Origin of the sequence: Enterococcus sp. AZ078 (genome assembly GCF_051714985.1) — a bacterium.
Lineage (GTDB): Bacteria > Bacillota > Bacilli > Lactobacillales > Enterococcaceae > Enterococcus_B > Enterococcus_B hirae.
Map to the genome: position 1 here is coordinate 1,281,283 of NZ_JBIOSW010000001.1, position 26,636 is coordinate 1,307,918.

The window sequence follows — 26,636 nt, forward strand, 5'->3', positions numbered from 1 at the left end:
AGGATAATCATTAGTAAAATCGAATAAACCTTAGAAAAAAATAAAACAAACAAAAAATTATTCAGAAAAAGACCAAGAATTTGATTTTGATCGAACATTTTTTTCTAAAAAGAAGAAAAAGTGAATTATTTGTTAGAACATTCGATGTTAAAATAGAGAAACAATAAATGTATTAAAAAGGAATTGATTATGGAAAATAAGTGAAATGCCTGAGAGTGGATGTATAGACGTTTGTACATAAGTGGTAGTGTTTCTGATAATTGAATAAAATGATCTGAGCAAGTGCTGTTGAACAGAATCTTACAAAAACAGTAAACTTATTTATTAACGGAACATACTAAAGATACAGCAGCCAAAATAATGAATGGAGATTTATTGCCAATAATAATGACTTGAATTTATTCGTTAGAAAAAGATTCAATAAAAATGAATCAAGTCAAATATAATAAAAAGAAAGGTCGGAAATGATGAGTCAAAGAGAAGAAGGCACTCAGGTACCTCCTAATATAGACGATATCAATCGTCTTCCACAACGGAACGATATTATGAAAATTATCAAAAAGAATCAAATGAACTATTTCAACCATCTATCAGATCTCTTTGAAAAAAATCCGTTAGCGTATTTTGAAATTGAAAAGACCATTATGGATAAATACGAAATTAAAGGTATTTCTTTATTGCTTTTGTTAAAGCGAGAAGGAAAAGGGCTTGCTTTCAGCGAATTATTTTATCCGCCATTGAAAAATATTCGAGATTTTATGATCGCAAGATTAATGAAGGAATGTAGACAACAGGCGTTCATTCAATTGAATGAGAAATACCATCAAAATGGGCATAAAAATGCTGAAATTACTGGTCAATATATTAGTCAAACACTTTGTGATAAAGAAGAAAAACATGATTTAACGGCAATAAGAGAACGTTTGCAGAAGGGTTTCGTAGCATCTCATACAGAAGAACAACGTGTAAAAACAGAAGAGAAATCGAGATAATTATAGCTCTTAGTTCTTTATCAAATCTAATAAGATTTCTAATAAACATCAAAATTAGTAACTTCAACTAGTTTTGATGTTTTTTGCTTCACATTAAAGTATGTTCTTTCAGCATTTCTTGTAGTAACTAGGAAAAAGTAGCGTTTTCTCAATCATAGTTAATTGGTATCTCTTTGTGGTAACAATAAGCTGAAATTCATGGGGAAAGTAAATGATCCACGACTTCATTTGCTGTTGAATAGTGCTATAAAAAATTCCGCATAATAACCTACAACACTCCATTATACTAAAAATTTTTCATATACAGTGTTGTAATATGAACATAATTTTCAAAAAAAAAAATAAAAGGGTCCTCCTTGTAACCGATATCATGATAAGCTTTTTTTATAAAAAAGTTAATGAACTTATCTAGCTTAATTGGCAATAATTTTAGACTACGGTGATAGAATATGAAAATTGGAGAAAAAAGAGAAAACATCAAAACAATTTGCACACGCACTTATCTAGTTTGAATATAAGATCGCGGTTACAACACAGAAAATTCAAATCAATCAGATGAGCGATGCTCTACAAACCACAAATAAAAAATGATATAAAAGTAAAAAGTATTGAGAGGGACGTTAGAGAGTTATATAAAAAAAGAAATGGGGTAAAAAGATGAAGTTTACTCAAATACAAAAAATTCATGTAAATCCAAATGTTGGCAATGTGAATCGACATAATGACTATCGAACAATCCAACGTATATTTGAGAAAAGTGCATACAATTATTATGTTCATTTAACAGATTTATTTGAGAGAGAACCATTGAGGTATGCTGAAATTGAAAATATTATATATGAAAAATATAAAATCGAAGGTCCTTCTTTATTAGATGCGCTAAAAAGAGAAGGAAAAGGGTTCCAACGCAGTGAATTATTATGTGCAAATGAAGGTTTTAGAAAAAGTGTCATCAGTGCGTTGTTTATAGAATGCCAAAAAGAATCTAGAATGGAAATTATTGCCAATTATTATAAAAATGGGAATGATATTGTAGAAACGACATTCCCTGATTTTAGTCGTCTAATAGGCGAAAATAATCGCAGAGAAAAAGAAGCATTCGAACAAAGAGAAAAAAAAAGAATAGAAGTAAAGCGATTGAACGCGATACATAAAGGTTTATCTCATAATAAGAAAATAAATGTAATTGATACTCGGAGCATCTCTCAGTCTATACTTAATGTAGAACTAAATAGATAGCAATTATTAATATTTTGTAGGAGGTAGTCAACAGATGAATAAAGAAGATAATAAACTAACAAAATCTTTTTTACTTAGGCCAGACAAAGATCTTCAAACTTTTGCACATTCAAATAAGATTAGTACCAAAAGTATGAAACAAATATTAGAAGAAAAGCTAAAATTTCCATGGGAAAAATTAAACGATTATTTACCAGAGCTATTAGAAAAATCAAGCTATCATTGTATTGTTGAAAAAATTTTGAGTGAACATTCAGAGTTTGGTAAAGTTGTTCCTCTCAGTGAAGAGGCCAATAGGGAAATAAGCATTATTATGAATAAAATAGGAATTTCTGAACAATCTCAGTTCAGTGAAATTTTACCCAAAGCAATTTTAGAAAATCCAATAAGTTTGGAGAGTTTTTCTGAAAATTTAGAAAAATATGTTTCTTCGTCTGAATTTACGATGTATATTAATGCAGCAGAGATTCCAAGTACTATATCATCAGAAGAGATACTTAGCGATAATATAATAAATTTTGAACTAAACAAAACGATTCAAAAATACAATGAACTAGCTGTTAATGGAGGAAATATCATTACTAAACGAGATGTTAAAAGCACCTTACTTCATTATTTAAGTAGAAAGGATAATGAATCATATAGGCCTAAGGTCGATACAGAAGTACTTATTGAAGTTGTTGTCAAAGCATTGCCACATTGTCATTATATTAAAAATTCGTCTTTATCCTCTCAAAATTGGTTCTATAAGATTTTTTTAGAAAATGAAGGGAATTCTAAATTTGCTGAGCTACAGAAGGGGATGTTTAAATTAATTTCAAAAGATGAAACATACACTGCCACTAAAATAAATGAACAATATCGGATAAATCATAGTTTTGCTAATGAAGCGTCTATGAGCTCGTTAAACATACCTGAACATGAAGGACGTTAGTTTCATATGAAATCCCTTAGGAAAAGTAAAAATGTTAGATCTTTTTCTCTTATCTTAATAAATAAACCTACGTCACCGACAGAATTTATTTTCTCTATTTTGTTAGTGACGGTTCTTTGTATGAACGTGTGAATTTTTATAGACTATTACTTATTTTTCTTAGCTAGCGATATAAAATAGTTATTCAACTATAAATTAATTATGTAAACTAGAAAATCGAAACTATTTGGTTATGTACTTATTCTTATGATACACTGATTTTGACTATAGGAAATAGGAGAATGAAGTATGCAAGATTATCAATACCCGCTTGATTTAGACTGGACCACCGAGGAAATGGTCATTGTGATGAAGATGTGGGAGGATTTAGAGTTAGCGAATGAAAAGGGCATCGATAATGCTCGGTTTCTAAAATCATACCAACAATTCAAAACGGTTATTCCATCTATTGGAGAAGAAAAAAAATTAGGAAAAGAATTTGAAAAAGTATCAGGTTATTCATTGTATCGAACAGTTCAAGCAGCAAAAAAGAATCAGAAAAAAATCCTAAAAATGAATGGGTGAGAACATGAATAAACAAGAACTGATCCCTCAGATCAAAATCTGGCTTGAAGAAGCAGCTGAGAAAATTCGTGCGGTACAAATCAAGACACTTAAAGTTGATCAAAAAACCAATCGAAAAGATCTGGTTACCAATATGGATCGTGAAGTCCAAGCTTTTTTGATTGAAAAGATTCAGGCGTATAATCCAGAAGCAAAGATTCTCGCAGAAGAAGAAGGTTACAGTGAGTTAGAAAGCTTTGAAGGGCAAGTATTTGTTATTGATCCAATTGATGGAACCATGAACTTCGTACTTGAACAAGAGAATTTTTGTATTATGTTAGGCGTTTATCAAGATGGTGTTGGACAACTTGGTTTTATTTATGACGTGATGAAAGAAGCGCTGTATTGGGGTGGAAAAGATTTAGGTGTTTATATGAATGACCATCCGTTAACTAAGCCAGAAGACCTTCGTTTAAAAGATGGACTTATTGGTTTGAACGGTTATCTTTTTAGTCATAATCGGTGGAATGTCCGAACAATTGGTGAACAAAGTATGGGTGTTCGTATTTATGGATGTGCAGGACTAGAAATGATTGCACTTTTAAAAGGGAAACATATTGGTTATATTGCAAATTTGAGCCCGTGGGACTATGGCGCAGGGAATGTTTTACTCGCTGAATTTGGAATGAAATATAGCGGTATCTCAGGAGAAAAGCTAAAATTTCGAGGAAGAGAATATTATATTGCGGCTACACCTCAAGCCTATGATGAAATTCGGGCACTTATTGTTGCGGCTGATTCGCTAAATAAGTAAAAAAAACCGCATAATTAAGAAAAATATGGCTAAAATATTAATTTTCTCGAAAAAATGAAAACATTTTACTATATTTCATGAAAAAAGTTTGCTATAATAAACAGTCGAGTAAAATTGCACTGTCATAAAGAACCGAGAAGGAGTTAGTTACATTGAACTATAGAAATGATATCCGTAACGTAGCGATCATCGCCCACGTTGACCACGGAAAAACCACATTGGTTGATGAATTATTGAAACAATCAGATACATTAGACGCACACACACAATTACAAGAACGTGCGATGGATTCAAATGCTTTAGAAAAAGAACGTGGAATCACGATTTTAGCAAAAAATACCGCAGTTGATTATAAAGGGATTCGTGTCAATATCATGGATACACCTGGGCATGCGGACTTTGGTGGCGAAGTTGAACGAATCATGAAAATGGTTGACGGCGTTGTCTTAGTAGTTGATGCTTATGAAGGAACGATGCCACAAACTCGTTTTGTTTTGAAAAAAGCGCTAGAACAACATATTACACCGATCGTAGTTGTGAATAAAATTGATAAACCTTCTGCACGACCTGAGTTTGTTGTTGATGAAGTATTAGAATTATTTATTGAACTAGGTGCAGATGATGATCAATTAGATTTCCCAGTTATCTATGCTTCAGCATTAAACGGAACATCTAGCTTGTCTGATGATCCAGCCGATCAAGAACCAACAATGGCACCGATCTTTGATACAATTGTTGAAAAAATCCCTGCGCCAGTAGACAATAGCGATGAACCATTACAATTCCAAGTATCATTGCTTGATTATAACGACTATGTTGGACGTATCGGGATTGGTCGTGTCTTCCGTGGAACGATCAAAGTAGGGGACCAAGTTGCCTTACTAAAATTAGACGGTTCAGTTAAAAAATTCCGTGTAACTAAATTATTTGGTTTCTTCGGCTTGAAACGTTTAGAAATTGACGAAGCAAAAGCTGGAGATCTAATTGCCGTATCAGGAATGGAAGATATTTTCGTTGGGGAAACAGTGACACCTGTGGACCACCAAGATGCTCTGCCAATTCTACACATTGACGAACCAACACTGCAAATGACTTTCTTAGTGAATAATTCACCATTTGCTGGCCGTGAAGGAAAATATGTCACTGCTCGTAAAATTGAAGAACGCTTGATGGCTGAGTTGCAAACGGATGTTTCATTGCGTGTTGAACCAACAAATTCTCCAGATGCTTGGACAGTTTCTGGTCGTGGAGAACTTCATTTGTCAATCTTGATCGAAAACATGCGTCGTGAAGGTTATGAACTACAAGTATCTCGTCCTGAAGTTATCGAAAAAGAAATTGATGGCGTGAAATGTGAACCTTTTGAACGTGTTCAAATCGACACACCTGAAGAATATATGGGTAGCGTTATCGAATCATTAAGCTTACGTAAAGGTGAAATGCAAGACATGATCCATACTGGTAATGGTCAAATCCGTTTGACATTTTTAACACCAGCTCGTGGCTTGATCGGTTATTCAACTGAATTTCTTTCAATGACTCGCGGCTACGGCATCATGAACCACACATTTGATCAATACCTACCAATGTTACCAGGTCAAATCGGTGGACGACACCAAGGTGCGTTAGTATCGATTGATACTGGAAAAGCAACAACTTATTCAATCATGAGTATCGAAGAACGTGGAACTGTTTTTGTTGAACCAGGTACAGAAGTTTATGAAGGTATGATCATTGGTGAAAATAGTCGTGACAATGACTTGACTGTTAACATCACGAAGGCAAAACAAATGACTAACGTTCGTTCTGCTACCAAGGACCAAACATCTGTTATCAAAAAACCAAAACAATTGACGTTAGAAGAATCGTTAGAATTCTTGAATGACGATGAATATTGTGAAGTAACACCGGAAAGTATCCGTTTAAGAAAACAAATCTTAAACAAAAATGCACGTGAAAAAGCTTCTAAAAAGAAAAAATAATCATTTGTTCACCTTGTTGATACAGTGATGTTTAGCTTTGAGAAATAAACCGAAGAAGTCCAAAAATAGGAGTAACTATTTTCGGGCATCTTCGGTTTATTTTTGTTCAGATGACTGGTAAATCAGCATTAAAGTAGATGAAAAGAAAAATACTGTCGGCAAATTTTGCTTCTCAATTTTTTAGAACGTATTCAATTGTTTGAAATTAAAAGGAGAGAATTGTTTTTCCTTTTTCTAAAATTTTTATCTGTGGAGAAGTTAATAAAAACTATAAGAAAAATTCAATAAGTACGCTAAAAGTTTATTAAAAGTCTTTTTAAAATCTTTGATTACCTCGTTTTTTGTTTCACGAAAAGCGAAAGTTTCACAAAAAGCATGTTGTACTTGATTGCTTGGAGAAGTAAAATATAATTGACGTATTATAGTTATAGAGGGGCGATAGAAGGGTCAATAATAAAAGGTTGCTCTAGGCTTTTTATAAATAAAAAAAAACTAAACCGTGGACGAGCGACAGTTTTTTGACATAAAGCTGAATTTCGTAAAACATGGGGAGCTGTTTCGAGATTTTCATCCTTAATGCTCCTTCGATTACTCGGCGCAGTTTTTACTTGGTGAGCGCTCAGGTCAAAGCGCCCTTTTCACAACCTCTAATTCACGGTGTTCAAGCATCAGCTCCTTGAAATAAGCCTGAATTTTTCAAAACATGAGAAGCTGTTTTAAAAAATTCTTTCTTATTGTCATCGGAGCTTCCCGATGCTTTCACAACCTCTTATTCACGGTGTTCAAAGAGCTGACCCTCGGCGATAAGTCAAAAAATCTCAAAACATGGGGTACTGTTTCAAGATTTTCATCCTTAACGCTCAGGTCAAAGCGCCCTTTTCACAACCTCTTATTCACGGTGTTCAAGAAGCAACTCCTCAGCAATAAGCGATGATTTTCTAAAATATGAGAAGCTATTTTAAAAAATCCTCTCTTATTCGCTCGGAGCTGATCGCTTCTTTCACAACCTCTTAAATCAACTAAAAAGTAGGGATAAAATGAATGATATATTAAAACAATACTTTGGTTATGAAGTATTTCGCCCTGGACAAAAAGAAATTATCCAAAAGGTACTTGGTCATGAAGACGTCCTAGGGATCATGCCTACAGGAAGTGGGAAGTCCATTTGTTATCAATTGCCAGCGTTGATGCTGGATGGCTTGACTGTGGTCATTTCTCCTTTGATCTCTCTAATGAAAGATCAAGTAGATGCCGCCAATCAGTTAGGCATTTCAGCGACATTTATCAATAGTTCATTGGATAGTTATGAGACTGCTTCTCGGTTTCGATTACTCGAACAGCAACAAATCCAATTATTATATGTTGCGCCAGAACGGTTTATCATGCCAGATTTTATCCAATCAATGAAACGTTGGCACGTGCAACTGATAGCGATTGATGAAGCGCATTGTATCTCACAATGGGGACATGATTTTCGTCCAAGCTATCTTCATATGGCAGAAACATTAAACACGTTTGATCAACGACCGGTCATTGTGGCATTGACTGCTACTGCAACAAAGCAAGTAGCAGAAGATATTAAAAGACTTTTAAAGATACCAATGGATAATCATATTCAAACGGGTTTTGCACGAGAAAATCTACGTTTACAAGTAGTAAAAGATCAAAAAAAAGAGCAGTACTTAATTGAGTATCTGCGTATCAATAAAAAGCAATCAGGGATCATTTATGCCGCTACCCGCAAAGAAGTTGATCGAATCTATCATTTGTTAAAGAAATTTGATTTCAGTGTTGGCAGATATCATGGTGGGATGAGTGAAAGCCAACGAACAGAAATCCAAGAGGACTTTTTATATGACCGTACAGAATTATTAGTTGCAACGAATGCTTTTGGCATGGGGATCAATAAGAGTAACATCCGCTTCGTCATTCACTATCAGATTCCTGGTTCTTTAGAAGCTTACTATCAGATTCCTGGTTCTTTAGAAGCTTACTATCAGGAGGCGGGACGAGCAGGTCGTGATGGGCTCTTAAGTGAGGCTGTCTTGTTGTTTGCTCCCCAAGATATACAGGTCCAAAAATTTTTTATCCAACAATCCCAACGAGAAGAGTCACAAAAACAAAAAGAATACGAAAAATTAAAAGCAATGACGGAATACGTCTACATCGAATCCTGTCTGCAACAATATATTCTTACTTATTTTGGCGAAAAAAGTATCCCATGTGGAAGATGTGGTAACTGTTTAGATGAACGTGAACTAGTCGATGTAACGACTGAAACACAGATGGTGTTGTCTTGCTTGAAACGCATGGGTGAAAATTATGGGAAACAATTGTTGATGAAGGTATTAGCTGGTTCGAAAGAACAAAAAGTCAAGATGCTAGGTTTTCAAGCGTTATCAACTTACGGCTTATTAAAAAAATGGGCACAAAAAGATATTCTTCAGTTGATCGAGTATCTTATTTCTGGTGGTTATCTGTATTCAATGAACGGTGAATACCCCACGTTGAAAGTAACGGAACTAGGAATCGAAGTGTTAAAAGGGAAACAAAAAGTATTTAAAAAAGAAGCTGAAAAAGTCCAACAACTTTCTGATGAAGAAGCTGACACCTTATTTGAAACGCTAAGAGAGTTACGAACTGACTTAGCTTCTGAAGCAGGCGTGCCGCCTTATGTGGTTTTTTCAGATGCGACTTTAAAAGAAATGAGTCGACAACGTCCAAAAGATCGACTTTCTTTATTGCAGATAAAAGGGGTAGGACAAAGCAAGTTAGACAAATACGGGGACGCTTTTTTAGCACTGATACTTTCTAGTTAAGTAGTGTATCGTTTGTAAAATTAGTACATCTATTGTTTTTGCTCATGATAGGCTAGCAAATAGTAAAAAAAGAAGAAAATCCCTGAGCGAAAACTGGGATTTTTCCCCGTTAGAATTTTAAGTATGTTATAATAAATAAACTTAGAATGGGGGTAGGCTTAGATGGATTCTCTATCAAATGAATTTGCAGTTCAAGTGCTTAAAGATGAATCAGAACGAATCAAACGCTTGATCAAAAATCAAAAAAATAGCCTGTGTATCTCACAATGTAAGGCATTTGAAGAAGTAGTAGATACGCAAATGTATGGCTTCTCACAACAAGTCGGATTTGCCGTTCGTGTAGGCATCATCGATAAAACGGAAGGTCAATTGTTGCTGAGTGAGCTAGAGCGTGAACTGAACCGATTATATAGTGAGGTTTACCAAGAAAATTACGATAAAAAAGAAATTGGCAAGGAGGAGTAAACTTGCCTAAGAAAGTAAAAAAAAGGCATTTATTAAACTATAGTATTTTGATTCCTTACTTGATTCTATGTATTTTAGGTTTAATCATGGTCTATAGTTCATCATCTTATTTATTGCTAGAAAATGGAAGCAGTCCTTCCGCCTCTTTTTTTAACCAAAGTTTGTTTTGGGGCGTTAGCTTAGTAGCTATTGGACTTTTATATAAAATGAAAACATCCGTATTAAAAAATCAACGACTGATTATGGCAGCTATTGCTGTACTGACGATCTTGCTATTGATCGTTTTATTCTTCGGGAAAGAAATCAATGGAGCGAAAGGATGGCTTCAAATCGCTGGATTCTCTCTCCAGCCAGCTGAATACTTAAAGATCATTGTGATTTGGTACTTAGCATTAACGTTATCTAAAAGACAAAGAAGCGTTCAAAAAGATTTTGTTTCTACTGTTAAAAGACCGTTACTGTTAGTGTTGGCACTAACAGCGCTAGTTGCTATTTTACCCGATTTTGGTAATGCAACTGTCATTTTTTTAATTATCTTAGTCTTACTTTTGGCTAGTGGTATCAACTACGTTTATACGTTGATCGTTGGGGTCGGTGGGGTTGGCTTGAGTGCTTTAGCAATCTGGTTGATCAATATCACCCACGGGAAAATATTTCCCGGACGTTTACAATATATCTATAACCGATTTGCCATTTATCAAAATCCTTTTTCTGACGAGTTGAACAAAGGTCATCAATTAGCTAATGGTTATTATGCGATGTTCAATGGAGGGCTTTTTGGTCGAGGTCTTGGAAATAGTATCCAGAAAAAAGGTTTTTTAAATGAAGCGCAGACGGACTTTATTTATGCCATTGTGGTAGAAGAGTTAGGCGTGATCATGGGGATCTTGATTCTTGCTTTACTGTTTTTCATGATTGTTCGGATCTTTTTGGTGGGGATTCGCTCAAAAGATCCATTTAATTCTCTATTATGTATTGGGATTGGTGCCATGTTCATGATCCAAATATTTATCAATTTGGGAGGGATAACAGGCGTTATTCCGTTAACTGGGATCACTTTCCCATTTTTGAGTCAGGGAGGATCTAGTTTATTGATGTTATCCATTTGTGTTGGCTTCGTCTTGAATATCAGTGCAGATGAAAAACGAAAAAGTTTAGGTTTATACTAAAAAGATGTAGGAGTGGTTTGATGGAAAAAGTTTTAGTTGCTAACAGAGGAGAAATTGCTGTACGAGTGTTTCGAGCATGTACAGAATTAGGAATTAAAACTGTAGGTATCTACGCAAAAGAAGATGAGTATTCCGTGCACCGGTTTAAAGCAGATGAAGCATATCTAGTTGGCGAAGGGAAAAAACCGATTGACGCTTACTTAGATATTGAAGGGATTATTGCCATTGCGAAAGCCTGTGGAGCGGATGCGATCCATCCAGGCTATGGGTTGTTATCTGAAAATCTAAGTTTTGCAAAACGATGCAAGGAAGAAGGCATCACTTTTGTAGGACCAGACTTACATCATTTGGATATCTTTGGTGACAAGATCAAAGCAAAAGCAGCAGCTATCGCAGCTGGAATTGCTTCGATTCCTGGGACTGATGGACCGATTGAAAAGGTCGAAGATGCTTTGTCTTTTGCTGAAACGTACGGTTATCCGATCATGATTAAAGCCGCTCTAGGTGGTGGGGGACGAGGAATGCGTGTCGCCCATGATGAAAAAAGCGCTCGAGAAGGCTATGATCGTGCGAAAAGTGAAGCAAAAGCGGCTTTTGGCAGCGATGAAGTGTATGTTGAAAAATATATTGCAAATCCTAAACACATCGAAGTCCAAATTTTGGGCGATAAACATGGAAATGTGATCCATTTATTTGAAAGAGACTGCTCTGTACAAAGACGTCACCAAAAGGTAGTAGAGGTAGCCCCTTGTGTCTCCATGTCGACTGAACAACGCGAACGCATCTGTCAAGCAGCCGTTCAATTAATGAAACACGTTGGTTATGTCAATGCTGGGACGGTTGAATTTTTAGTTGAAGGAAATGACTTTTATTTTATCGAAGTCAACCCTCGAGTCCAAGTGGAACATACGATTACAGAGATGATTACCGATGTGGACATCGTGACTACTCAATTATTGATTGCCCAAGGGAAAGATTTACACAGTGAAATTGGTCTGCCGCAACAAGCAGATATCAAACTAAATGGTTCTGCGATTCAATGTCGGATCACTACAGAAGACCCGTTGAATCATTTTCTTCCTGATACAGGGAAAATCGATACTTACCGTTCACCTGGTGGTTTCGGAGTGCGTTTAGATGTCGGTAATGCTTATGCAGGATATGTGGTTACCCCATACTTTGATTCACTTTTAGTCAAAGTTTGTACGCATGCGGCAGATTTTGATACGGCAATCCAAAAAATGGAACGTTGCTTAAAAGAATTTCGGATTCGTGGAGTCAAAACCAATATCCCATTTATGTTGAATGTGATTTCCCATCCTGAATTTCAATCAGGAAATGCTAAAACGACATTTATCGATAATACAAAAGAATTGTTTGAGTTCCCTCGTTTACGCGACCGTGGGAATAAAACAATGAAATACATCGGTGAAATTACCGTGAATGGCTTCCCAGGAATCAAAAATGGTGAAAAACCATTTTATGAATCTCCTCGGGTACCGAAAGATTTGATTAAACGCCCAGATTATCTGACAGCAAAAAATGTTTTAGATTCTGATGGTTCGGATGCGTTAGTCCAATGGATCAAATCGCAAGAAAACTTGTTATTGACTGATACGACATTTAGAGATGCTCATCAAAGTTTATTAGCAACTCGTGTTCGTACGAAAGACTTTAAAGAGATTGCTCAATTGACCGGTGAAGGATTACCTGAACTATTCTCAAGTGAGATGTGGGGAGGAGCAACCTTTGACGTCGCTTATCGCTTCTTGAATGAAGATCCTTGGCAAAGATTAAGAAAGATCCGAGCATTGATGCCAAATACGCTGTTACAAATGTTGTTCAGAGGTTCAAATGCAGTCGGTTATTCCAATTATCCAGATAACGTCTTAGTAGAATTTGTGAAAGAAGCAGCGGCTCAAGGAATTGATGTGTTTCGAATCTTTGACAGTTTGAACTGGGTACCGCAAATGGAAAAAAGTATCCAAGCGGTTCGAGACACAGGTAAGATTGCAGAAGCTGCGATCTGCTATACCGGAGATATCAATGATCCTAGTCGTGCAAAATATAATGTCCAATATTACAAGGACATGGCGAAAGAACTAGAACAACTTGGGGCGCATATCATTGCGATCAAAGATATGGCTGGCTTACTGAAACCACAAGCTGCTTATCGCTTGATTAGTGAATTAAAAGAGACTACTGATTTGCCAATCCACCTTCATACACATGATACGAGTGGAAATGGAATTATTACCTATTCTGCAGCTTCAAAGGCTGGGGTAGATATCGTCGATGTGGCGATGAGTGCGATGAGTGGGAATACAAGTCAACCAAGTATGAGCAGTTTGTATTATGCTTTGGTCAACGGTCCACGATTGCCAGAAATCAATATTCAAAATGCACAACAATTGAATCATTACTGGGAAGATGTCCGTATGTATTACAAACCATTTGAGAACGGTTTGAATGCACCAGAAACAGAAGTATATATGCATGAAATGCCTGGTGGACAATACTCTAATCTCCAACAACAAGCCAAAGCAGTTGGTTTAGGAAATAAATGGGATGACATCAAACAGATGTACCATACAGTGAACCTGATGTTTGGTGATATCGTGAAAGTTACCCCTTCATCAAAAGTTGTAGGAGACATGGCCTTGTTCATGGTTCAAAATGATTTAACGGAGGAAGATATCTATGAAAAAGGTGAAACACTGAGTTTCCCTGAATCTGTCATTACTTTCTTCCAAGGAGAGCTAGGACAACCGGTTGGAGGATTCCCGGAAAAATTACAAAAAATCATCCTTAAAGGACGAGAAGCGATTACTGAACGTCCTGGAGCTTTAGCTAAACCAGTTGATTTCCAACAAGTCAAAGCAGAATTAGCTGAAAAAATCGGCTATGAACCTAAACAAGAAGAAGTGCTGAGCTATTTGATGTATCCGCAAGTCTTTCTAGATTATCAAGCAGCCTATAATCAATTTGGTGATGTGACATTACTTGATACACCAACATTCTTCCAAGGGATTCGCTTAGGAGAAACGGTGAATGTTCAAATTGAAAAAGGCAAGATTTTGATTATTCGCTTGGATGAAATCGGCGAACCAGATATTGAAGGAAATCGTGTCTTATTCTTTAACTTGAATGGCCAACGTCGTGAAATCACAGTGAACGACCATTCGATCATCAGTACTGTACAAACACGTGTGAAAGCTGAACCAACAAATCGTGAACATATCGGTGCAACGATGTCTGGTTCTGTATTAGATGTATTAGTCAAAAAAGGCGATCATGTCAAAAAAGGCGATACATTGATGATTACGGAAGCAATGAAAATGGAAACGGCAATTGAAGCTCGTTTTGATGGTGAAATTGCGCATGTCTATGTAACAGATGGCGATGCGATCGCTTCTGGTGACTTATTGATTGAAGTAACTGAAAAATAAAGGTGGGAAAAAGATGAAACGGCTAGGGTTATTTGGTGCGATATTGTTATCAGTGATCATTGCATTTTACATGCAGCCGGTGTTGTTTCCTCCTAAACTTGAAGTAAAAAAAAGCTCAGAGCAAATCACTCAAAATCAAATGACTACGTGGAAATACCAGAAGTTGGGAACATCTGGCTTTTCCACGTATGTTGGTCAATCAGTTGATGAATTAGAGCAACGTTTTGGTGATCCCTATGAACGCTTGACGAGTGGGTTTGGTTTTGAAACAAGATATTACCATGATCAAATCAATCACTTATCCTTTGAAGCGAATATCACAAAAGATAAAGTTTCCACGATTAAAGTATTAAATACGGACAACTCAACGATTGCTCCTTTTTACTTAGGGATGACAATGCAAGATCTAACAGAGATCACCACGATCTATACGAATTTTAATTTTGAATACAATGGAACAGATGTCGGGATCGAATTGATGGAAGAAGATATGAATTATCGACCGTTGATTGCGTTTGATAATGATACGTTTGCTATTTTATTCTTCGACCAAAGTAGTAATGGACTGTTTTCGATCGTTTATTTGGATAAAGCTAGTTTGTTGAAACTTCATCCCTATCAAGTATTTGGTTCAGACTTACCGCAATATAAAATAGATGATCAAGTAGATTGGGCTGAAATCAATCAAGCAAAAGAAGGTCATAGTGTTCGATTGTTGAATCAGTTAAGGCAATTGGATCGCTTACCACTTTATAAGCAGACGATCGGTTTTTCTACTCAAACGAAATTGCTTTTAAGTGATTATCTTAATAGACCAGAAGATATTTTGACGAAAGAACGATTAGCAGAATGGCAACAAATAGCGGGTAGTACAAACGCAACTGCTAAGTTTTCATTGACTACTGATAAAATTGATTCGTTAGTCGCAAAAAGAAAGCTTCCCCAATCGACCGGTGTCTTTACCCATCCAGTGATTGATCCAACGTTTACATTTTTATTTTTGTATAGTGATCCGTACTATCACGACCGCTTTTTAGTTAACACTTCCGATCTATTAGGAATTGCTTTTTCAAAAGAAAATATGTTAGTCTTAATGCAAGAAGAAGTTAAGGAGAGTACCGATAGCAGTGATAATCAATGAGGAATTATTTGCCTTAGAAGATCAATGTCAGAGCTTATCCAATTGTATCAAAAAAAGCGAGACGATGAAAAAATATTTAAAAGCTAAAAAAGTGATGGAACAATCAGCGGATGTCAATTTATTGATTAATGATTTCTCAATAAAAAAAGAACAGTTTGAAAAAGTTGTTCCTTATCAAAAATATGCACCAGAATTTCGAGAGAAGCAAAGAGCTGTTCGGTTAGCCAAACGCCAACTTGATTTGCATGAAAAAGTAGCGGATTTTCGTTTTATGGAAACACAATTGCAAGATCTATTGGATAAAATTAGCCAACAGTTAGCAGAAACGGTATCGTTGACGATTAAAATTGATGCGGGAAATCCTTTTTTTGAACAAAAGAGGCGTAGTGGATGTGGAGGTAACTGTCATGAATGATGAAAAAAATGAATTTCAACTAACGAAACGACGTGGGTTGATTGTCTGGGTATACAGTTTGAAACAATTAAAAAATTTGAAGAAATTTGGATTGCTTCATTACGTTTCACGTAAAATGAAATATGTCGTATTGTATTTGAATGAAGACACATTTGAGCAAACTGCAGAACGAATCAACAAACTTCATTTTGTTCGCAAAGTTGAACGCTCTTATCGTCCAGACGTCGAAATGAACTTTGCTGATAAGATTGGTACGAAGCAACCAGTCAAAGAAGAAGGTTTTGAGATTGAGGAGATCAACACTAAGATTCGTTTAGCAGACCATGTCTTTTAAACCTGTTTTGTGTAAATCATTCATCTCTTAAATAAAAAAGATAAAAATAACTTGAGAAAGCATGAAATTAATGGCGATCCAAGTTTTTTTATCTTTTTTTTTGGTATACTATTAACAGCACGATTTTTAAAAGGAGTGAGTCAATGCGAGTCATATCAGGAACATATGGTGGACGACGCTTAAAGAGTTTAGCAGGGGCTAATACACGTCCCACCACAGATAAAGTGAAAGAATCGATCTTCAATATGATCGGTCCTTACTTCGACGGAGAAACAGTCTTAGACCTATTTTCTGGTAGTGGCGGGTTAGCTATCGAAGCAGTTTCTCGTGGCTGTGGGCATGCCTTTTGTGTAGACAAAAATTACCAAGCGCTAAAAATAATTCAAGAAAACATTAAAGTAACGAAAGAGCCAGAAAAATTCACCACGTTAAAACTTGATGCGGACAAAGCCATCGAAAAGCTGGCAAATGATCAGCAAAAATTTGATTATTTATTTCTTGACCCACCATATGCCAAACAAAAAATTCTTGACCAAATAATCAAAATGACGGAGCTGGACCTTTTTAATGATTCGGCAGTTATTGTATGTGAAACTGATAAAACAGTGGAATTACCAGAAAAGATTGCTGATTTTACGCAAATCAGAAAACAAACGTATGGTATTTCAACTGTGACTATCTACAGAAAAGAGGAAGACCTATGAAGAAAGCCTTGTTTCCAGGCAGCTTTGATCCGTTCACGAATGGGCATTTAGATATGGTCGAACGAGCAGCAAAAATGTTTGATGAGGTCATCATTGGGGTATTTGTGAATACGTCAAAAAAACATCTATTTACCGTTGATGAAAAAGTTACATTGATTACTCAAGCTGTTCGTCATCTTCCGAATGTTAAAGTGTACCACCAGGAAAATCAATTAACAGTCGAGATTGCGAATGAATTAGCTGTTCAAACCATCATTCGTGGTATCCGTAGTGTAAAGGATTTTGAATATGAACGGGATATTGCTCAAATGAACCATCATTTAAATCAAGAAATCGAGACGGTCTTTTTATTGGCTAAACAAGAATATAGTCACGTTAGTTCTAGTTTATTAAAAGAAGTCTTACACTTTGGGGGAGATGTCAGTGACTATCTTCCACCAGTAATCAACGAAGCGTTAGCTGGAAAGCGTGAAAATGATGGACTTTAAAAGATGGTTAAAGACAATTCTTGTCATTTTTTTAGGGATATTTATTATTGGGTTCGTGGTAATTCCACTTCCTTTTTATGTGGAAGCACCAGGAGCAACCATCAATTTGAAAGAGCTGATTACCGTCAATGGGAAAAAGGACAAAGATTCAGGTTCCTTTTCATTAACTTCAGTGGGCATCCGTCGAGCAACTGGTTTTACAGCAGTCAAAGCCAAGCTAGCACCGTTTGAAGATTTGATTAGCGCTGAGGAGTTGACTGGCGGGGCAACTAGCGAAGAATACAATCAAATCCAACAATATTATATGGAGTCTTCCCAAAATGCAGCGATTGAGCAAGCGCTAAAATTGGCAGGGCGCTCTTACCAGATGGAATTTAAAGGTGTCTATGTCATGAGTGTCGAGAAGAATTCCAATTTCTATGGAAAATTAGCAGTTGGTGATACAGTCACAAAAGTTGATGGACAAACCTTTAAAAGTGCAGAAGCATTTATGAAGTATGTCAAAAGTAAAAAAGTCGGCGATACGGTCACGATCACCTATCTCCGAGATGGCAAAGAAAACGAAACTTCAGGTAAATTGATCGAACTGCCAACGGATAATAAAGCAGGGATTGGGATTACTTTAACCGATCATACGAGTATCAAGTCGGATACAGATGTAATGATTAATTCAGGATCAATCGGAGGGCCGTCTGCTGGTTTGATGTTTACCCTGGAAATCTATGAACAATTGACCGGTAAAAATCTTCGTCAAGGGAAAGAAATTGCTGGTACTGGAACGATCAATAGCGACGGTGAAGTTGGGCGAATTGGTGGTATTGATAAAAAAGTGGCTAGTGCAGACAAAGCTGGCGTTGAAATATTCTTTGCACCGGATGATCCAATCTCAGATGAAATCAAGAAGAAACATCCAGAAATCAAAACCAATTACGAAGAAGCCAAAGCTGCTGCGAAAGAATTGAACTCTTCAATGAAAATTGTACCAGTGAAAACCGTCCAAGATGCCCTTGATTATTTAGAAAAGATGAACTAAAGATTCATTATAAATCGTTTTGTTTCAACAACATTTTTTTATCATTGTTCATGAAACGTCTTTGAACGAATAAATAGACAGACAAAATTTCCTTTAAGATTGATGTTTTCAATGACTCAGCCTTAACGGAAAGCTTGTCTGTCTCTTTTTTATAGAGAAACTAAAATGAATAGAAACTAGCCATGAGGGGATCTATGTGTATGAGGTAAGCTTTTTATATTCGTTGGATCAGTAAAGGTAAAGTTATTTTTAACTGCGTCAGTTGATAAAGAGTTTAAACTTATAATGGAAAAATTTTCGGTGAAATGAAAAAATAGGAAATAAAGTGAAGATGTATGATATAATCGAAGGACAGAAAAATGAATACAGTTAGATGATCAGATCGTTCTAAGTCAGTGTTTTTTTACTGATTCCCTAGTAAAAACTACGTTGGCACACAGCTTTTGATTTTTACATTTATCCGATTCATTGGGTATTCTGAAAATAGAGGAAAGAGCTGGAGAATTTTATTCTTGAAATCTATTTAAAACCAACTACCACTTTTATTTTGTGATCAAGTCCTGTTTGTTTTTCTAAATTTACTTGGAGAGGATTAATGATGAGAAAAAAAGCGATTGTAATTATAATGATTCAATTAGTGATTTATGTTAGCTCAATCATAGGTGCGTTTATGAATAGAGGAGTTATTACAAATTGGCCTTTTTTACTTTTGTTATTCGGAATATGTATCGGTAATTTTGTGCCAATCGAGTATCGGACTAGTTTCAATTCTACTGATCCTGGGATTATTCTAAAAAATCATACAAGACGCTTAGAAAACATTATTTACATGATCGTTACATGTCTCGTAATCGTACTAGTTACCTATCTGGATATGGTATAACGACTAGTTTAGACAATGGAATATTTTGTCCGTAAAAAAATATCTTATAAAATCTATGTAAACTAGCTCACGATTGTTCATGAGGAGAAGCGAGTCTTTGACTTATTTAGGAGATTTGAACACTGGGAAAGTTGATATAATCGAGGCGTTGCGTTTTAGTATAGTGAGAATAATTGTACATAGCCTCTAGAGAGACAGTGGCAAAGATATCGTATTTAGGATTGCTTAGGTAAGTCGGGTACATGCTCAAAAAAATCAAGGAAGAGCTTCGCTAAGAGTGTGAACTTGAAACTATTTTTCAAAAACGGATAGAAAAATAGATAAACATCAAAGTTAGTAAAAGTGATTTTGATGGTTTTTGCTAGGTAATGAAAAGAGGAATATAGACCCTATGTCAACGCCTATTCCTGAAATGTTTAAAGGTATGAAAGATTCATTCTTCATAAAATAATTGTCCCAAAAGTAGGTTTATTTTCATGTAGAAAAATGGTTTGACGTATTTAATCATGAAGAGAAAAAACTTCTTCATAATTTAATGAAAGGAAGCCAATCGGAAAATAGTCACAATGAGCGAAGAATGGAAGAACAAACGAAAGCGTTTCTATACTACCAACTTTTCTTCACCAAAATTTGTGATTGGAGGGATCTTTGGTGTCATAGGAGTCATCATCCTTGGTGGAATGATGGTTCATTTTTTCAGTCAATCAAGTAAAAAGGATCAACTATTTTTGACAAACCAATCGATTGAGGCTCCGGAAAAGAACAGTTCTGAAACGAAGCCAATTGATGAAACGGTGAGTACATCGACTAGGTCAGTGATTTATGTCGATGTGAAAGGAGCGGTAAAACAACCTGGAATGTACGCTTTTGTGGCAGAAGATCGGGTCTTTGATGTCATTCAAAAAGCAGGTGGGCTGACGGAATCAGCTGACGAGAAACAGATCAACTTTGCAGCAAAAATAACGGATCAACAAATGCTGTACGTTCCTGAAGTAGGCGAAGAAATTCCAGAAAGCTCAAATGCTAGTCTAGCGACGGTAGATTCAGCGGACACAAACCCAGATCGAGTGCATCTTAATACCGCTGATCTTTCGCAATTGCAACAAATACCGGGGATCGGTGAAAAAAAAGCCCGAGAAATTATTCAGTATAGACAAGATAATGGATCGTTCAAAAGTATTGACGAGCTTCAAGAAATAGACGGAATTGGTCAGAAGACAGTTGAAAAAATCAAAAACTTCGTTACAATTACTATAGAATAAACGATAGAGGTGGCTAATATGAGCAATGAACGGATTCCTTGGGACCAATATTTTATGGCTCAAGCAGTATTATTATCATTGAGAAGTACTTGTACACGATTAGAAGTCGGCGCAACTTTAGTAAGAGAAAAACGGATCATTGCTGGAGGCTACAATGGCGCTGTTAGTGGGGATGTTCATTGCATTGATGAAGGCTGTTATATCGTCGATGGTCATTGCTTGCGAACGATCCATGCGGAAATGAATGCTTTATTACAATGTGCAAAACTAGGCATACCTACGGAGGGCGCAGAGATTTACGTGACTCATTTCCCTTGTTTAGCTTGTACAAAAGCCTTATTACAAGCAGGAATCAAAAAAATCAACTATTTACATGATTATCGAAATGATCCGTATGCACAATCATTGATCGAACAATTAGGTGCAACTGTTCATCAAGTATCATTGGATTCTACTCACTTTTCTAAACTCCAAAAAGAATTATCAGGAGAACATGTTTAGTAGATTTTGTGATCAAACACAGAATCGATTCATTTTTCCAGCGATTTCTTCGATTTTTATTTGTTTGTTTTATTATACAGACAGATGGCATTATCGTTTGATTTTCGCTGGATTTTTTTTGTTTTTTTTACGGAAAGAAAATAAACAAATTATTGGTTTAAGTCTCATTTGTAGTACGCTGGTTTTATTTTCTTGCTGGCTTAAAGAAACAAAACCAATCGATGATCAAAGGACGTTTGAACGTATCATGGTCGCCTCAGACACAGTGAAAATGAATGGAGATTTAGTGACTTTTATTGGGCACACAACGGACAAGCAAAAGATTTCTTGCAGCTATTATGCCAAATCTGAACAAGAAAGAAATTCTTTTCTTGTTCTTAGACATGAAGCGATTGAATTAATTGTAGTCGGGGATTACCAAGAAACTTCCAAACAAAGGAATCCTTATGGGTTTGATCAAAAAAAGTATGACCAAATACATCGGATCAAAGGACGATTTCAGATACGCCAGATCAAAGAACATTTGAATCGTAATGCTTGGCAGAATATGCTGAGCAGAACACGAGGAAGGTCTATTACGTTTATTCAAGAACACTTTAGTCACAAGGTGAGTGTCTATATGAATGCTTTGATCTTTGGCTATAAAGATAGTCAGTTTTTAGCATCAGAAGACACATATAAAGAAACTGGCTTACTTCATTTATTCAGTTTGTCAGGCATGCACATCCAAACTTACTTAGGTTGGCTCTATTATCTGTTTCGCAGAGGAGGGATGACATTAACTGCTAGTTATCTCCCACTAGTTGGGGGGACTTTGGGGTATTTTAGCTTATCTGGGGGCTCTGTGTCAGTGAAAAGAGCGGGGCTGTCATTCTTATTGAAATTAGGGCTAAAACTCCTCAATGTCAAATTTTCTTCTTTCGATCATTATTCGATTATTTTATGGATACTTTTGCTGATCGAGCCGCTTTGTCTTTTCCAAGTAGAGGGCCAGCTAAGTTTAGGAATGAGCTTCTTCTTTCTTTTGTTGTCTCACCCAACCACTAAGTTTCACAAGTTCACTACTATCGTGTTATTTAGTATCGGCATCATGCCACTGACAGCTTGGCATTTTTATGAGTGGCCACTATTAGGGAGTATGTTGACTCTTCTTTTTGCTCCTGTTTTTAAGAAAGTATTTCTTCCTTGTTTGACGTTTTTATTTGTTTTTGGCAGGGTATTACCTCCAAATGTTAGCGAGTTGCTTGATTCTTTTTTAGTCCATTTCGAGAGATTACTAGATTCGTTGAGATTTGCCAATCTAGTGATTGGGCGACCGAATGGCTGGTTGTTAATATTTAGTTTAGGCTTTCTTTTATGGCTTATAGAGAAAAAGCAACATGAACCATTTCAATGCGTGACCGCTGCACTCCTTGTACCCATTATTCTCATTTTTGGTCGTTTTCTTCAATTCGGAAGTAGTATCACTTTCACCGACGTAGGGCAAGGAGACAGTATTCTTTTTAAAGCGCCGTTTTTAAAAGAAATCGTTATGATTGATACTGGTGGAAAATTGAGTTTTCAAAAAGAAGCTTGGCAAGAGCGAAGGGTTAGACCACCTGCAGAGTTCAATCTTGTCCCATTTTTAAAAGGAAATGGCATCCGACACATCAATAAACTGATATTAACGCATGACGATATCGATCATGTGGGAGAAATCACGACATTAGCAAAACATTTCAAGATCGATACGATTTATATTGGTTGGGGAGCTGGCAAAAGCACCTGGCTCCATACGCAGTTGCAGAAATTGGAAAAAGCAGGAACTACTATTTGTGAAGTCAGGCAGGGTGATTGGATCAAAGGTTATTTTGATTTTTTTGTGTTGTCTCCGATTACCCAGGGGAAGGGGGAGAATGAAGATTCAATTGGCTTGTCAGTGACTCATCAATCCTGTCGGTTTCTCTTTTTAGGTGATTTAGATCAGCATGCAGAAGAAAAGATCGGAAACGCTTATCCAGATTTAAAAGCGGATGTGATCAAATTAGGACATCATGGCAGCCGCACATCTAGTCATCCACAGTTCATTTCGCAATTAGAAGCAACCTATGGTGTTTTATCCTGTGGCGTGAATAATTTATTTGGTCATCCTCATGAAGACGTACTAGCGACGTTAAAGCAGAATAAAGTCACTCCTTTGCGTACCGACCGTCAAGGCGCAATTACTTTTAAATGGCATCCCTTTTGGTATCCAAACGGAAAGATCCACACAATGATAGACTAGCAATTCCCAGCTACTCATGGTAGGATAAATTTGAAAGTGGTGAACGAAATGAGTATTCAAGCAGATTTACAAAGAATCCGTAAAGAAAAGCTTGCGCCTTGTTATTTGATTCTAGGTACTGAAAAATATTTACAGGATCAGGTAAGAGCAGAAATCCAGAAAAAAATTCAAATCGATAGTCAAGATGACTTGAATTTCTTAAGTTTTGATATGGGGAATGCTAGTATTGATGAGGTGGTTGCTGAGGCAGAGACTTTGCCATTTTTTGGTGATCAACGCCTAGTATTTGTAGAAAATCCCTACTTTTTAACAGCTGAAAAAGTGAATAATGGGATTGAACAAAATACGGATCTACTGATTGATTATTTAAAAGAACCTTTAGAATCAACAGTTTTAGTGTTTTTTGCTCCCTATGAGAAATTAGATGAGCGGAAAAAAATAACGAAACAATTAAAAAAAGCTGCTGTGACCATCAATGTTCAGCAATTGAATGAAAAAGAAGTACGTCAGTATTTATTGAATACACTGGAAAATGCACCGTTTCAAATGGACCGTAAAGCGATTGATCTGTTTTTACGGTTAACGGATCTCGATCTATCAAAAATGATGAGGGAACTGAATAAATTACTATTGTATGGGCAACAACAAGAACTGATCACTGTTAAAGAAGTGGAACAGTTAGTCCCTAAAACCTTGGAACATAATCTTTTTGATATGACACAATATATTCTTTCCGGGAAAACAGAACAAGCGCTGCGGTTGTTTGAAGACTTAATTACCCAAGGAGAAGAAACCATTAAGATCAATGCCATCTTGCTTTCACAAATACGTTTGTTTTTACAGACCAAGTTTTTGATGAAAATCGGTTATCAGCAGGCTAATATTGCTGAGACTTTAAAGATACATCCTTACCGTGTAAAATTGGCGATGCAAGAGGTACGTAAATTTGATGAAAAGATCCTAAGGCGTTTATTTGACGATCTGGTTGAAATGGATTACCAAATCAAAAGTGGTAAAATCGAAAAAGAATTAAGCTTTCAATTATTTGTCTTACGAACAGGTCAGCTTTTGAAGAGTTAAAAAGAAGAGAAAAACAATCGAAATAAATCCAAAAAGAACGCTTGAAACGATGATGTTTTGAGCGTTTTTTAGACATCAATTGTTTTAGAGTAGGAAGTGCTGAGTCAGCCGCAGCTGGTTTACTAATAAAAAGAATGGAAAGAAACCCAACAGAAGGGTGATCGAATAGACTGTTTGAGACAAAATAAAAAAACCGGCCGTAGCCGATTTCCTTATTTAGCGATTTTTTTGCTTAAACGAGATTTGTCGCGGTTAGCTTTGTTTTTATGAATTAGACCTTTTGTTTCAGCCATATCAATAGCTTTAACAGCTTCTTTATATAACGCATCTACGTTTTCAGCACCTGAAGCTACAGCATCTTCAAATTTTTTGATTGCAGTACGCATAGCGCTTGTTTGAGATGAATTTTTAACGTTCGCATTTTCGCTTGTACGAACACGTTTGATTGCAGATTCAATGTTTGGCATTAGTTTCACCTCCGATAAATTAAGTTCTTACGCGTGTTACCGCATAATTCAACATTCATTATTATACCTAAATGAAGTAATCTTTGCAATATGAACATGACAAGTTTTTTTCCTTAACACTAAAAGAAACTTAATTCTAGGCTCTACTAGCATTGAAAGAGAAGGGAAAAGGGCAAATAAAAAACGCTATTGTGGGAGACAATAGCGTTCAACCAAAGCAGATAAATTTATCTTTTTAAACAAAATTTGAATGGGACTGTTTGGTACTCGAACATTATATAACAAAGCGAACCGTTTGCAAAGCTTTTTTTGAAAAGGGATACGTTCCTTGTAGACTAAGCAATCATAACGATACCATTCTTTAGTTATTTTATAACCGTTAACCGTTGGTGTGACTAAACTTATTCCGGAGTCCCAATAATTTTAATGTATTCATCAATATTTTTGATCATCATTTTTTTGATGACTAATTGATTGCGGCGGTTCCATTTTCCACTGACTTCTAATACATATTTATTTAAAGGGAGCCGAAGAATATATTTTGCCAAGTAACGATCTTTCAACAGACCGTTAATGACACGATCTTCCAGTTGAAGATTTAAGCCAGTCAACATCATAGGTTGTTCTTGTAAGACATACGTATCAATTAAAAGACCTTCAAAGGTTTCCATGAGCGTTTTCCTTTCTATATATAAAGCATAATAGCGAATGATTAAAAATATAAGTGATGCTATCTTGTGTTCTAGTATAACAAAAAATGAAAGGAGGAGCCAAAAAGAAATGAGGATTATTTAATAATATTTTAGGAAACATAAAAGGGGGTAAGTGGTGTAGGGGTAAGAGGAAGAGGTAGGAACATTAAAAACATACTTGATGAAACTCACGCAACTTTTATCAAGTAGATTCCATAAGTAAAGATAAATGGAAAAACAATAAACCCGATAGATAAAGTTTTTTCACTTCATCTATCGGGTTTACTTTTTTCACGATCAATTAAAGTAGGTATTGAATACATTTTGGATCAGATCTGGAAATAAAAGATAAGCTAGTCCTAAAATCAATACGATCGCTAATAAAAACCAACCAACCGTGCCGATAAAGTATTTTAATTTTTCTAACATGTGATCACCTCGGAATAAGTATATCACGAACGATTCGATTCAGAGGACTCAAAACACTTTAACTGTGTTCGATTTTTTCATTTACTTAAAGAAAATAATTGCAAGAGACAATAGGTAATACCAGAAGCAATGACTGGACCAGCAGCGATCCCTTTTAAGAAAACGACTCCGAGAATTGTTCCAAAAACCAATGCAACAGTAATCTGCGGGTCTGAAGCAATCAAACCGACTCCTTTGGAAGAAAGGACGGCTACTAGACCACCACAAAACACAGCAATCCAACCGATGGGTGATTTAAAGGCATCTAGTAAATCTTTTAAGCCAATCTCGCCAGTAGCGATTGGAACTAAAATAGCAGCTGTGATGATGGTGACTCCTAGATTAATTCCTTTGCCTTGAAGCCAAGTAAGAAACACTTTCGATGTCGGTATCAATTTGACTAGTAATATAAAACCTGTAGCGATGATCAAGCTTTGATTTTTAGCAAGCAGGGCAACAACCATGATCAATCCAAGAAAAATCCAACTTTCCATAAAAA

General features: G+C 36.0%; 25 protein-coding genes. 21 read left to right on the forward strand and 4 right to left on the reverse strand.

Translation table 11 applies throughout. The features are described 5' to 3' along the window. Positions 1-467 precede the first annotated feature (467 nt). From IGJ18_RS06030 to holA, 21 genes are all read left to right on the forward strand, one after another. Positions 468-992 (forward strand): hypothetical protein, encoded by a 525-nt coding sequence (locus tag IGJ18_RS06030; protein ID WP_438843019.1) that lies wholly within the window; start codon positions 468-470, stop codon positions 990-992. 657 nt (positions 993-1,649) lie between these two features. After that, positions 1,650-2,231, forward strand: coding sequence for a hypothetical protein (locus IGJ18_RS06035; protein ID WP_081129095.1), 582 nt, complete (start codon positions 1,650-1,652; stop codon positions 2,229-2,231). A gap of 34 nt (positions 2,232-2,265) precedes the next feature. Then, the gene (locus IGJ18_RS06040; RefSeq protein ID WP_010719360.1) at positions 2,266-3,165 is read left to right on the forward strand and encodes a hypothetical protein; all 900 of its coding nucleotides are present in this window, start codon (positions 2,266-2,268) and stop codon (positions 3,163-3,165) included. 288 nt (positions 3,166-3,453) lie between these two features. Next, a complete protein-coding gene (locus IGJ18_RS06045) occupies positions 3,454-3,729 on the forward strand; it encodes a UPF0223 family protein (RefSeq protein ID WP_010719359.1) in 276 nt (91 codons plus the stop codon). A 4-nt stretch (positions 3,730-3,733) separates the two neighbouring features. Next, a complete protein-coding gene (locus IGJ18_RS06050) occupies positions 3,734-4,522 on the forward strand; it encodes an inositol monophosphatase family protein (RefSeq protein ID WP_237558484.1) in 789 nt (262 codons plus the stop codon). Between the two features lie 152 nt (positions 4,523-4,674). Next, positions 4,675-6,504 (forward strand): translational GTPase TypA, encoded by a 1,830-nt coding sequence (gene typA, locus IGJ18_RS06055; RefSeq protein ID WP_010737451.1) that lies wholly within the window; start codon positions 4,675-4,677, stop codon positions 6,502-6,504. Positions 6,505-7,541: 1,037 nt separating this feature from the next. Further along, on the forward strand, positions 7,542-9,323 hold the full coding sequence (recQ, locus tag IGJ18_RS06060) for a DNA helicase RecQ (RefSeq protein WP_438843020.1): 1,782 nt from the start codon (positions 7,542-7,544) through the stop codon (positions 9,321-9,323). 162 nt (positions 9,324-9,485) lie between these two features. Then, positions 9,486-9,788: a DUF1507 family protein gene (locus tag IGJ18_RS06065; protein WP_010719354.1), complete on the forward strand. Its 303-nt coding sequence runs from the start codon at positions 9,486-9,488 to the stop codon at positions 9,786-9,788. A 2-nt stretch (positions 9,789-9,790) separates the two neighbouring features. Beyond that, the gene (locus tag IGJ18_RS06070) at positions 9,791-10,957 is read left to right on the forward strand and encodes an FtsW/RodA/SpoVE family cell cycle protein (protein WP_010719353.1); all 1,167 of its coding nucleotides are present in this window, start codon (positions 9,791-9,793) and stop codon (positions 10,955-10,957) included. A gap of 20 nt (positions 10,958-10,977) precedes the next feature. Continuing rightward, positions 10,978-14,406, forward strand: coding sequence for a pyruvate carboxylase (locus tag IGJ18_RS06075; RefSeq protein ID WP_010737454.1), 3,429 nt, complete (start codon positions 10,978-10,980; stop codon positions 14,404-14,406). A 13-nt stretch (positions 14,407-14,419) separates the two neighbouring features. Beyond that, the gene (locus IGJ18_RS06080) at positions 14,420-15,547 is read left to right on the forward strand and encodes a CAP-associated domain-containing protein (RefSeq protein ID WP_438843021.1); all 1,128 of its coding nucleotides are present in this window, start codon (positions 14,420-14,422) and stop codon (positions 15,545-15,547) included. Next, positions 15,534-15,962: a YlbF family regulator gene (locus IGJ18_RS06085; RefSeq protein ID WP_411245864.1), complete on the forward strand. Its 429-nt coding sequence runs from the start codon at positions 15,534-15,536 to the stop codon at positions 15,960-15,962. Before IGJ18_RS06080 ends, IGJ18_RS06085 begins: the two co-directional genes overlap by 14 nt. Beyond that, positions 15,955-16,296, forward strand: a complete 342-nt coding sequence (locus tag IGJ18_RS06090; protein ID WP_010719349.1) for a YlbG family protein — start codon at positions 15,955-15,957, stop codon at positions 16,294-16,296. Before IGJ18_RS06085 ends, IGJ18_RS06090 begins: the two co-directional genes overlap by 8 nt. Positions 16,297-16,418: 122 nt before the next feature. After that, positions 16,419-17,000: a 16S rRNA (guanine(966)-N(2))-methyltransferase RsmD gene (gene rsmD / locus IGJ18_RS06095; protein WP_223603477.1), complete on the forward strand. Its 582-nt coding sequence runs from the start codon at positions 16,419-16,421 to the stop codon at positions 16,998-17,000. Further along, a complete protein-coding gene (gene coaD / locus IGJ18_RS06100; RefSeq protein ID WP_010719347.1) occupies positions 16,997-17,488 on the forward strand; it encodes a pantetheine-phosphate adenylyltransferase in 492 nt (163 codons plus the stop codon). The genes rsmD and coaD overlap by 4 nt, the downstream gene beginning before the upstream one ends. Beyond that, on the forward strand, positions 17,478-18,521 hold the full coding sequence (locus tag IGJ18_RS06105) for a SepM family pheromone-processing serine protease (RefSeq protein WP_025480486.1): 1,044 nt from the start codon (positions 17,478-17,480) through the stop codon (positions 18,519-18,521). The genes coaD and IGJ18_RS06105 overlap by 11 nt, the downstream gene beginning before the upstream one ends. 595 nt (positions 18,522-19,116) lie before the next feature. Continuing rightward, the gene (locus IGJ18_RS06110) at positions 19,117-19,404 is read left to right on the forward strand and encodes a hypothetical protein (RefSeq protein ID WP_034700677.1); all 288 of its coding nucleotides are present in this window, start codon (positions 19,117-19,119) and stop codon (positions 19,402-19,404) included. A 566-nt stretch (positions 19,405-19,970) separates the two neighbouring features. Then, on the forward strand, positions 19,971-20,666 hold the full coding sequence (locus IGJ18_RS06115) for a helix-hairpin-helix domain-containing protein (protein WP_178306007.1): 696 nt from the start codon (positions 19,971-19,973) through the stop codon (positions 20,664-20,666). A gap of 18 nt (positions 20,667-20,684) precedes the next feature. Next, complete coding sequence (locus IGJ18_RS06120; RefSeq protein ID WP_010719343.1) at positions 20,685-21,167, forward strand: ComE operon protein 2; 483 nt, start codon at positions 20,685-20,687, stop codon at positions 21,165-21,167. Further along, complete coding sequence (locus tag IGJ18_RS06125; RefSeq protein ID WP_438843022.1) at positions 21,160-23,430, forward strand: DNA internalization-related competence protein ComEC/Rec2; 2,271 nt, start codon at positions 21,160-21,162, stop codon at positions 23,428-23,430. The genes IGJ18_RS06120 and IGJ18_RS06125 overlap by 8 nt, the downstream gene beginning before the upstream one ends. A gap of 36 nt (positions 23,431-23,466) precedes the next feature. Further along, positions 23,467-24,510: a DNA polymerase III subunit delta gene (gene holA, locus IGJ18_RS06130; protein WP_438843023.1), complete on the forward strand. Its 1,044-nt coding sequence runs from the start codon at positions 23,467-23,469 to the stop codon at positions 24,508-24,510. A gap of 212 nt (positions 24,511-24,722) precedes the next feature. On the opposite strand, the gene rpsT is transcribed toward holA, so the two are convergent. The 4 genes from rpsT to IGJ18_RS06150 all read right to left on the reverse strand — a co-directional run bounded on the left by rpsT (position 24,723) and on the right by IGJ18_RS06150 (position 26,631). Then, a complete protein-coding gene (gene rpsT, locus IGJ18_RS06135) occupies positions 24,723-24,977 on the reverse strand; it encodes a 30S ribosomal protein S20 (protein WP_010719340.1) in 255 nt (84 codons plus the stop codon). A gap of 401 nt (positions 24,978-25,378) precedes the next feature. Further along, positions 25,379-25,648: a hypothetical protein gene (locus IGJ18_RS06140; RefSeq protein WP_005878685.1), complete on the reverse strand. Its 270-nt coding sequence runs from the start codon at positions 25,646-25,648 to the stop codon at positions 25,379-25,381. A 318-nt stretch (positions 25,649-25,966) separates the two neighbouring features. Further along, the gene (locus IGJ18_RS06145) at positions 25,967-26,098 is read right to left on the reverse strand and encodes a hypothetical protein (RefSeq protein WP_010719339.1); all 132 of its coding nucleotides are present in this window, start codon (positions 26,096-26,098) and stop codon (positions 25,967-25,969) included. 77 nt (positions 26,099-26,175) lie between these two features. Next, complete coding sequence (locus tag IGJ18_RS06150; protein ID WP_081129081.1) at positions 26,176-26,631, reverse strand: DUF441 domain-containing protein; 456 nt, start codon at positions 26,629-26,631, stop codon at positions 26,176-26,178. Positions 26,632-26,636: the final 5 nt, after the last annotated feature.

What these genes read in the sequence shown, in the direction of transcription:
- IGJ18_RS06145 (WP_010719339.1), bottom strand. Translation starts at nt 26,098, where the DNA reads ATGTTAGAAAAATTAAAATACTTTATCGGCACGGTTGGTTGGTTTTTA.
- IGJ18_RS06110 (WP_034700677.1), top strand. Translation starts at nt 19,117, where the DNA reads ATGATGAGAAAAAAAGCGATTGTAATTATAATGATTCAATTAGTGATT.
- IGJ18_RS06125 (WP_438843022.1), top strand. Translation starts at nt 21,160, where the DNA reads ATGTTTAGTAGATTTTGTGATCAAACACAGAATCGATTCATTTTTCCA.
- IGJ18_RS06035 (WP_081129095.1), top strand. Translation starts at nt 1,650, where the DNA reads ATGAAGTTTACTCAAATACAAAAAATTCATGTAAATCCAAATGTTGGC.
- IGJ18_RS06115 (WP_178306007.1), top strand. Translation starts at nt 19,971, where the DNA reads ATGAGCGAAGAATGGAAGAACAAACGAAAGCGTTTCTATACTACCAAC.
- IGJ18_RS06065 (WP_010719354.1), top strand. Translation starts at nt 9,486, where the DNA reads ATGGATTCTCTATCAAATGAATTTGCAGTTCAAGTGCTTAAAGATGAA.
- IGJ18_RS06045 (WP_010719359.1), top strand. Translation starts at nt 3,454, where the DNA reads ATGCAAGATTATCAATACCCGCTTGATTTAGACTGGACCACCGAGGAA.
- IGJ18_RS06090 (WP_010719349.1), top strand. Translation starts at nt 15,955, where the DNA reads ATGAATGATGAAAAAAATGAATTTCAACTAACGAAACGACGTGGGTTG.
- IGJ18_RS06075 (WP_010737454.1), top strand. Translation starts at nt 10,978, where the DNA reads ATGGAAAAAGTTTTAGTTGCTAACAGAGGAGAAATTGCTGTACGAGTG.
- IGJ18_RS06040 (WP_010719360.1), top strand. Translation starts at nt 2,266, where the DNA reads ATGAATAAAGAAGATAATAAACTAACAAAATCTTTTTTACTTAGGCCA.
- coaD (WP_010719347.1), top strand. Translation starts at nt 16,997, where the DNA reads ATGAAGAAAGCCTTGTTTCCAGGCAGCTTTGATCCGTTCACGAATGGG.
- IGJ18_RS06080 (WP_438843021.1), top strand. Translation starts at nt 14,420, where the DNA reads ATGAAACGGCTAGGGTTATTTGGTGCGATATTGTTATCAGTGATCATT.
- recQ (WP_438843020.1), top strand. Translation starts at nt 7,542, where the DNA reads ATGAATGATATATTAAAACAATACTTTGGTTATGAAGTATTTCGCCCT.
- IGJ18_RS06030 (WP_438843019.1), top strand. Translation starts at nt 468, where the DNA reads ATGAGTCAAAGAGAAGAAGGCACTCAGGTACCTCCTAATATAGACGAT.
- IGJ18_RS06140 (WP_005878685.1), bottom strand. Translation starts at nt 25,648, where the DNA reads ATGGAAACCTTTGAAGGTCTTTTAATTGATACGTATGTCTTACAAGAA.
- IGJ18_RS06150 (WP_081129081.1), bottom strand. Translation starts at nt 26,631, where the DNA reads ATGGAAAGTTGGATTTTTCTTGGATTGATCATGGTTGTTGCCCTGCTT.
- rpsT (WP_010719340.1), bottom strand. Translation starts at nt 24,977, where the DNA reads ATGCCAAACATTGAATCTGCAATCAAACGTGTTCGTACAAGCGAAAAT.
- IGJ18_RS06050 (WP_237558484.1), top strand. Translation starts at nt 3,734, where the DNA reads ATGAATAAACAAGAACTGATCCCTCAGATCAAAATCTGGCTTGAAGAA.
- IGJ18_RS06120 (WP_010719343.1), top strand. Translation starts at nt 20,685, where the DNA reads ATGAGCAATGAACGGATTCCTTGGGACCAATATTTTATGGCTCAAGCA.
- IGJ18_RS06105 (WP_025480486.1), top strand. Translation starts at nt 17,478, where the DNA reads ATGGACTTTAAAAGATGGTTAAAGACAATTCTTGTCATTTTTTTAGGG.